This window comes from Amycolatopsis sp. cmx-4-83 (assembly GCF_046548815.1).
GTDB classification, from domain to species: Bacteria; Actinomycetota; Actinomycetes; order Mycobacteriales; family Pseudonocardiaceae; genus Amycolatopsis; species Amycolatopsis pretoriensis_A.
In genome coordinates, this window is sequence record NZ_JAEBEF010000018.1 from 208220 (window position 1) to 216074 (window position 7855).

At 72.8% G+C, this 7855-nt stretch carries 8 protein-coding genes; 5 read left to right on the top strand and 3 right to left on the bottom strand.

The window, feature by feature from the left end:
* Positions 1 to 19: 19 nt before the first annotated feature.
* The gene (locus ACLJQM_RS42820) at positions 20 to 1351 is read left to right on the top strand and encodes a PucR family transcriptional regulator (protein ID WP_410636041.1); all 1332 of its coding nucleotides are present in this window, start codon (positions 20 to 22) and stop codon (positions 1349 to 1351) included.
* Between the two features lie 34 nt (positions 1352 to 1385).
* On the top strand, positions 1386 to 2579 hold the full coding sequence (locus ACLJQM_RS42825; RefSeq protein ID WP_410636042.1) for a DUF2786 domain-containing protein: 1194 nt from the start codon (positions 1386 to 1388) through the stop codon (positions 2577 to 2579).
* 45 nt (positions 2580 to 2624) lie between these two features.
* On the opposite strand, the gene ACLJQM_RS42830 is transcribed toward ACLJQM_RS42825, so the two are convergent.
* Together ACLJQM_RS42830 and aceB are read right to left on the bottom strand one after the other, a co-directional pair.
* Entirely contained in the window at positions 2625 to 3812 is a 1188-nt protein-coding gene (locus tag ACLJQM_RS42830; protein ID WP_360783848.1) for a DUF6986 family protein, read from the bottom strand.
* Complete coding sequence (aceB, locus tag ACLJQM_RS42835) at positions 3813 to 5387, bottom strand: malate synthase A (protein ID WP_410636044.1); 1575 nt, start codon at positions 5385 to 5387, stop codon at positions 3813 to 3815.
* 112 nt (positions 5388 to 5499) lie between these two features.
* Here aceB and ACLJQM_RS42840 point away from each other — a divergent pair, with 112 nt between their 5' ends.
* The gene (locus ACLJQM_RS42840; RefSeq protein ID WP_360783845.1) at positions 5500 to 6276 is read left to right on the top strand and encodes an IclR family transcriptional regulator; all 777 of its coding nucleotides are present in this window, start codon (positions 5500 to 5502) and stop codon (positions 6274 to 6276) included.
* Positions 6277 to 6307: 31 nt separating this feature from the next.
* A complete protein-coding gene (locus tag ACLJQM_RS42845) occupies positions 6308 to 6541 on the top strand; it encodes a hypothetical protein (RefSeq protein ID WP_410636045.1) in 234 nt (77 codons plus the stop codon).
* 4 nt (positions 6542 to 6545) lie between these two features.
* On the opposite strand, the gene ACLJQM_RS42850 is transcribed toward ACLJQM_RS42845, so the two are convergent.
* Positions 6546 to 7046 (bottom strand): GNAT family N-acetyltransferase, encoded by a 501-nt coding sequence (locus ACLJQM_RS42850; RefSeq protein ID WP_410636046.1) that lies wholly within the window; start codon positions 7044 to 7046, stop codon positions 6546 to 6548.
* Positions 7047 to 7186: 140 nt separating this feature from the next.
* On the opposite strand from ACLJQM_RS42850, the gene ACLJQM_RS42855 reads away from it, so the two are divergent.
* On the top strand, positions 7187 to 7657 hold the full coding sequence (locus ACLJQM_RS42855) for a hypothetical protein (RefSeq protein WP_410636047.1): 471 nt from the start codon (positions 7187 to 7189) through the stop codon (positions 7655 to 7657).
* Positions 7658 to 7855: the final 198 nt, after the last annotated feature.

Consider the following 7855-nt stretch of genomic DNA (forward strand, 5'->3'; position numbering starts at 1 on the left):
GTGCTTTCCTACAAGCCTGATGACGACCGTGAAAACTCTGCTCGGCCTGCCGGGGCTGCGGCTGCGCCCGCTGGCCGGGGCCGACCTGCTCGACCGGCCCGTGACGCGCATCTACGTCACGGAGCTGCCCGACCCCGGACGGTACCTGTCGGCGGGCGAACTGGTGCTGTCCGGCCTGCTCTGGTGGCGGCGCCCGGGCGACGCCGAGCCGTTCGTGGCCGCGCTGGCCCGCTCGGGCGCGGCGGCGCTGGCCGCGTCCGGCGCCGATTCCGGCGGGATCCCGGCCGACGTGGTCGACGCCTGCGCGCGGCACCGCATCCCGTTGCTGGAAGTGCCCACCGACCTGTCGTTTTCGGTGATCACCGAGCAGGTGGTGCTGGCGCTGGCCGCCGCGTCCGACAGTGCGCGCAAACGTTTGCAGGCCGCCGCGGACGCCCCGGTCGAGACGCTGCTGGAGCGCGCGTCGGCGGAGCTCGGGCTGCCCTGCTGGGTGCTTTCCGGCCTCGGCCGGGTGATCGCCGGCGCCGCCGCGCTGCCCCTGCCCGCCGAAGACGTCGTCCGCCGGTACGCGGCCCGCGAGCCCGGGCCGCTGACGGTGCTCCCGGTCGAGGGGCGCCAAGCCGTGCCGTGGCTGATCGCCGCCGGCGGCCCGCTGAGCACGACGCAGGCCGAGCTGGCGGAGGAACTCGCGGGGCTGATCGGGGTCACGCGGGCGCGGACCGCCCCGGCCGAAGCCGAGCTGCCGGCCGAGGCCCGCGTCGTCGCGCTGCGGACCGAGGGCAGCGACGAGAGCCGGGACGTCCTGCGGGAGCTGCTGCCGGACGGGCTCCTGCTGGAGTCCACCGGGGACACGTCGTACGCGGCGACGACCGCGCAACCGTCCACACTGGAACTGTCCACTGTGGAACCCCTGCTCCGGGCGACGCGGATCCTGTGCGGGGTCAGCGAACCGGCACCGCGGACCGAGGCGTGGGAGACCGCGCGGTACGCGGTGGGGGTGGCGGCCCGGCGCCCGGGCCGCGTCGTGGTCGTCCCCGCCGCCGACGTCGCGGCGCACCAGCTGCTGCTCGCCGGCGCCCCGGACGGGGTCCGCGCGGCCCTGCGGCGCCGGGTGCTCGGGCCGCTGCTGGCCTACGACGCCGAGCAGCACACGGACCTGGTGCACACGGTCCGGGTGTTCCTGGAGTGCTCGGGCTCGCCGACGCGGGCGGCGAAGGCGTTGCACGTCCACGTCAACACGCTGCGCTACCGCATCGGCCGGGCGGGCGAGCTGCTCGGCGCGGACCTGACCGAGTTCACCGACCAGCTCGACGTCTACCTCGCCCTGCGCGCCGGCGACGAGGGAGGGTGATCGGGCGGGCGGACCGCTGCGGCACACTCGGGGCGTGGGTAAACGGAAGCGCGTGGCCGTCGAGGAAGCCGTCTCCTGGGCCGGGGCGGTGCCGACGGCCGAGGAAGCTCGGGACACGCTGCTCGCCGCCGCCCACGGGACCGCGCGGGGGACGGCGGACCGGCTCGCGCCCGGCCTCGACCTGCCTGCCGAGGTGGCCGAGGGCGCGCACCTGGCCGGGCAGCAGGTCATCGCCCGGGTCTGCCGGGGCGGCTGGCTGCCCGAGGACCTGGACCAGGCCGCCCGCCGCCACGTCGACGAGTTCGCCCGGTCCTACGTGCTCGACGCGCTGGCCGCCCACGTCGAGCAGTTCGCGCCCGCGACGGTCCACCCGCGCTGGCGGGAGCAGCTCGAAGACGTCGGCGCCGTGCGGTGGTGGCCGGACCCGCACCTCACCCACTGGGCGGCCAAGCACATCCTCACCCCGGCCGAAGCGCTGACGACCGTGATCGAGGCCCTCGGCTTCCTGCTGGCCCTGCCGCCCGTCACCCTCGTCCTGCCCGTGCCGGGGACCGCGACCCCGGAGCGGCCCGCGCACCACGCCGTCGACGAGAAGAAGCTCGGGCGGGTGCGCGCGCTGCTGGCGAAGGCCGAGTCGAGCTCGTTCCCGGACGAGGCCGAAGCCCTCTCGGCGAAGGCGCAGGAACTGATGACCCGGTACGCCCTCGACCGCGTGCTCGTCGAGGCCGGCGAGGCCGCGCCCGAGCTGCCCGCCGCCCGCCGGATCTGGCTCGACACGCCGTACGTCGACGCCAAGTCGCTGGTGCACGTCGTCTCGAAGGCCGACCGGTGCCGGGCGGTCTTCGACCCGCGCTGGGGGTTCGTCACCGTCGTCGGCGACGAGGCGGACCTGGACTCCGTCGAGCTGATGACGACGTCCCTGCTCGTCCAGGCGACGCGGGCGATGATCGCCGACCCGGCCGGGCGGTCGCGGGCGTTCCGGAAGTCGTTCCTCGTCTCCTACGCCACCCGCATCGGCGAGCGGCTCGACCAGGCCGCCGAAGCGACGATCGCGGAGGCGCCGGACCGGGACCGGCTGCTGCCGGTGCTGGCGTCGCACGAGCTGAAGGTCGAGTCGGCCTTCAGCACGCGGTTCCCCGAAGTGGTGCACAAATCGGTGACCGTGCGCAGCCACGAAGGCTGGGGCGCGGGCCGCGAGGCCGCCGACCGCGCCCGGCTCGGTGAGTGACGCCGGTCACCGGACGGCACCCCGGGACACTTCACCAGCCGTTGCTCAGCCTTCGCGCCGCGCGTACTTCTCCAGCTCCGGCCGCCCGAACGACAGCTCGCTCTCGTCGAGCGCGCCACAGTCGAGGCCGCGCAGCAGGTACACCGCCAGCGCCTGGGCCGTCGCCGGTTCGTCGAGCACACCCCCGGCCTTCTTCTCCGCGTACGCGCGCAACCGGTCCACCGCCTCGGCGAACCCCGAGCGGTAGAACGTGTACGTCGCCGCGAAGCGCGTCGGGAGCTGGTGCGGGTGCAGGTCCCAGCCCTGGTAGAAGCCGCGTTCCAGGGACCGCCGCACCAGGCGCAGGTGTTCGGCCCACGCCGCGGGCAGCGCGTCGCCGACCGGGAGCTTGTTCGTCGAGCCGTCCGACAGCCGGACGCCGGTGCCCGCCGCCGAGACCTGCATCAGGCCCTTGGCGAGGTCCGCCGCCGGGTGCTCCATGCTCTGGTACGCCGCCGCGATGCCGAGGCCGGCGCTGTAGTCGTACGTCCCGTAGTGCAGGCCCGAACACCGGCCTTCGGCCGCCTGCACGATCCGCGGCACCGCGAGCGTCCCGTCGATGTCCACAATGGACTGCGACGTCTCGATCTGGACCTCGAACCGCAGTGTCCCCTCGGCGAGCTCGTACGCGGATTCCAGGCGCGCCAGGATCTCCGCGGCCACCGACACCTGCTCGATCGCCGTCACCTTCGGCAGCGTGACGACGAACCCGGGCGGCAGCGGCCCGTTGTCCAGCAACCCGGTCAGGAACAGGTCCAGCGTGCGGATCCCGCGCCGGCGCGTCGCCGCTTCGAAGCTCTTGAACCGGATGCCGCAGAACGGCGTCCCGCCGGTGGTGGCCAGGGTCTGCCCGGCCGCCAGCGCGGCGGCGTCCTCGACGTCGTCGGGGACGCGGCCGTAGCCGTCCTCGAAGTCGATCCGCAGGTCCTCGATCGGCTCGGTGAGCAGCTTGGCGCGCACGCGTTCGTACCCGGGCGCGTCGAGCCCGAGCAGGTCCTCGTGCTCGACGAAGACACGCATCGCCTGCTTGCCCCAGTCGGCGACCAGGCGCGTCCGGTACCCCGACGCCGGCACGTACACCGTGTGCACCGGCTGCCGGCCCGGCCGCTCCCCCGGGTACGCCGCCGCGACGCGCGCGTCGGCCTCGGCCAGACGTGCGTCCGCGGCGGCGTAGACGTCTTCGGGAAGACGCACCTACTTGATCCGCTCGTAGGCGGGCAGGGTCAGGAAGTCCGGGAACTCGTCGGCCAGCGCGACCTGCTCGAACAGCTCCACGGCGGGCTCCAGCTGCTCGGGCTTGAGCTCACCGGCCAGCTCGCCGCGGACGTCCGCGAGCACACCGCGGACCAGCTCCGAGGTGACGGTGTCGCCGGTGTCCAAAGTGGTCCCGTTCTTGACCCACTGCCAGATCTGCGAGCGCGAGATCTCGGCGGTGGCGGCGTCCTCCATCAGGTTGTGGATGGCCGCCGCGCCGTTGCCGCCGAGCCAGGACGCGATGTAGCGGACCCCGACGTCGACCGCGGCGCGCAAGCCGGCCGCCGTCGCGCCGCCCGGCGTCGAAGCGACGTCGAGCAGCTGGTCGGCGGTGACGGAGACCTCGTCGCGGGTACGGCCGAGCTGGTTGGGCTGGTCGCCGAGGACCTTGTCGAACTCCTCCTTGCAGAGCTCGACCATGCCCGGGTGCGCGACCCACGAGCCGTCGAAGCCGTCGCCGGCCTCGCGGGACTTGTCCGCGTGCACCTTGTCGAAGGCGCCCTTGTTCGTCTCGGGGTCCTTGCTCGGGATGAACGCGGCCATGCCGCCGATCGCGAACGCGCCGCGCTTGTGGCAGGTGCGCACCAGCAGCTCGGTGTAGGCGCGCATGAACGGCGCGGTCATGGTGACCGAGTTGCGGTCCGGCAGCACGAACCTCTCGCCCGCGTCGCGGAAGTACTTGATCACACTGAAGAGGTAGTCCCAGCGGCCGGCGTTGAGGCCCGAGGCGTGCTCGCGCAGCTCGTAGAGGATCTCTTCCATCTCGAACGCGGCCGGGATGGTCTCGATCAGCACGGTCGCGCGGACGGTGCCGTGCTCGATGCCGAGCGCCTTCTCGGCGTGGGTGAAGACGTCGTTCCAGAGCCGCGCTTCGAGGTGGCTCTCCATCTTCGGGAGGTAGTAGTACGGACCCTTGCCGCGCTTGAGCAGCTCGGCCGCGTTGTGGAAGAAGTGCAGGCCGAAGTCGACCAGCGCGCCGACGCCCTCGCGGCCGCCGAACTTCAGGTGGCTTTCGGGCAGGTGCCAGCCGCGCGGGCGGACCACGATCGTGGCGTGCTCGACGTCCTTGAGCGCGTAGCTCTTGCCGCCACTCTCCAGGGTGATCGTCTCGCGGACGGCGTCGTAGAGGTTGACCTGGCCGGAGACGACGTTCACCCAGTGGGGGGTGTTGGCGTCCTCGAGGTCGGCCAGCCACACCTTCGCGCCGGAGTTGAGCGCGTTGATGGTCATCTTGCGGTCGGTCGGCCCGGTGATCTCGACGCGGCGGTCCCGCAGCGCGGCGGGCGCGCCGGCGACCTGCCAGTCGCTCTCGCGGATCTCCTTCGTCTCCGGCAGGAAGTCGAGCCTGCCGGTGGTCCGGGCCTCCTCGCGGCGCTTGCTCCGCGCCTGGAGCAGCTCGTCGCGGCGGCCGGCGAAGGCGTCGTGGAGGCCGGCGAGGAAGGCGAGCGCCTCCGGCGTGAGGATCTCGTCGCCGCGCTCGACCGGGTCGCCCAGCACCTGGACTTCAGAAGACATGGGGAAACACCTCGAGGGTTCGGATCTTTGGATAACGGCCCTACGGTTTTCTACCAGCCGGACTATAGTTTCTGCATAGCGGAAGCTCAACGCCGACGTAAGGAGGGCCACCGTGCCGGCGGAGAAGAACGGTCGCGACGGCGGCGTCCAGTCCCTGCAGCGTGCCTTCGAGCTGCTGGAACACCTCGCGGACACCGGCGGCGAAGCCAGCCTGTCGGAGCTGGCGACGCTGTCCGGGCTGCCGATGCCGACGATCCACCGGCTGATCCGCACCCTGGTCGACCTGGGCTACGTCCGCCAGAACACGAACCGCCGGTACGCGCTGGGCGCGCGGCTGATCCGGCTGGGCGAGAACGCGAGCATGCAGTTCGGCGCGTGGGCGCGGCCGCTGCTGGCGGAGCTGGTCGAGGAGGTCGGCGAGACAGCGAACCTGGCGGTCCTGGAGCGCGACGAGGTCGTGTACGTGGCCCAGGTGCCCTCGAAGCACTCGATGCGCATGTTCACCGAGGTCGGGCGGCGGTTGCTGCCGCACGGGACCGGGGTGGGGAAGGCGATGCTGGCGCACCTGCCTTCCGAGGACGTCCAGGCGTTGCTCTCGCGGACCGGTATGCCGGCGTACACGGAGCACACGTTCACCGATGCGGACCTGCTGGCGGTCGAGCTTTCGCGGATCGCTTCGCAGGGGTACGCGCTGGACGAGGCCGAGCAGGAGCTGGGTGTGCGGTGCGTCGCGGTGGCGGTGCCCGGGGCGCCGGTACCGGCGGCGGTGTCGGTGTCGGGCCCGTCGGGACGGCTGACCGCCGAGGCGGTGGCGCACATCGCCCCGGCGGTGCAGCGGGTGGCGGACGCCCTGGGTGCGAGCCTTTCCCAAGCGGCGGTCACGGTCTGACCGGCGAGCGGGGGCCGATACCGTGAGCCGTATGTCCGGCCTGGTCCGCGCCGATCGCTCCACCGAGATCCGGCTGATCCTGGCGGAGCAGCCGGCGCCGCTCGAAGGCGCGCTCGAAGCTCAGCTCGAGCAGGGGCGGCAACTGGCGGCCCTGCGGGACGCGTGCACAGGGTGCGATCGCACGCTCACCGGCGGGTTCGCCGAGCTGAACGGCCACCTCGAGCGAGTCGGCCGGCTTGTCCGCGAGCTCGCGGACAAGCGGTGATCCCTCACTTCAGCTCCCCCGCCAGCAGGTCCATCAGCAGGCCGTCGTGCCAGCTGCCGTCCGCCGCCCGCTCGTAGCGGCGTAGCACGCCCACCGGCCGGAAGCCGATCTTCGAATACACCCTGATCGCCGGCTCGTTGGCCGCCGCCGGGTCGATCGTCAGGCGGTGGTGGCCCTGGTCGAACAGGTGCCCGGCCAGGGTGCGGAGGGCGTCCGTGCCGAGGCCGCGGCCGTGGAAGCCCGGGTCGATCGCGATGTCGATGCCCGCGTGGCGGTACTGCGGGTCGAGCTCCTCGCAGCTCTGGATCAGCCCGACGACGACCCCGTCCGCCTCGATGACGTAGCAGCGGAAGCCGTCCTCGGCGGTGTAGATGCTCTCGATTTCCGACTCCGGCTCGCCCCACCAGCGGGCGACCTCCGGGGTGGCCAGGATTTCGCGTGCGCGGGCGCGATCCGCTGGGCCGATCGGGCGCAGCCGCACCCGATCGCCGTGGATGGCGGGCATGATTGTCCTCTCTCGTAGCGGATGACGGCTTCGCGACGTCTGGTACGAGGAGGGGCACGAGCGGAAGGGCGTCAACCGGGCACACCGGAATTCTGCGCCGGGTCGCGCCCGTTCGTCATCCGAATATCGGCGGAGGCCGCATGGACTCGCACACCGGCGCCTTGGCGTGGCTCGCCCAGGGCGCCGCTTCGAACCTGCTGGACCGGCTCGTCGCCCGCGCGCTCGACGGGCCGCCCCCGGTACCCGCGTGGCCACGGCCCGGCGGGGCACCCTCGGGCACCGTCGAGATCTCCGTGCGCCACCACTCGGCCGCGAAGGTCCGCACGCCGGTGATCCTCACGCTGCAGGAGGACGGCGGCCGCACGGGCACGGTGTTTTCGGTCGTGCTGGGCAACACCGCCCGCATCGCGGTCCCCGCCGGCACCTACTTCGGCGCGGCGATGGTCCTCGACCCGGCCCACCGCACCCTGCAGGGCATCGGCTGGTCGCGGCTCACGGTGACCGCCCGCCGGACGTCCCCGTGCCTCATCCCGGCGCGCCGCCCGTCGGCACCGGTGATCCTGCAGCTGGGCCTGCGAAAACCCGACGGGACGCCGCTCTTCCGGCTTTGACGGTCGTCGCGCCCGGGCGGCCGCGCGGTGCCCACCTGACCTCCGCGCTGCTCGTAGGCCTGACCGCGGCTCTAGCTGTGATGTTCAGGGACGTTGTCCCGAGCTGAGGTGACCCGGTGACGGCCTGTCGTGCAGACAGGTGAAGGCCTCCGGATGTGAAGTGGAGCTGTCTAGGAACCACGTCACCGCCCGGAGGCC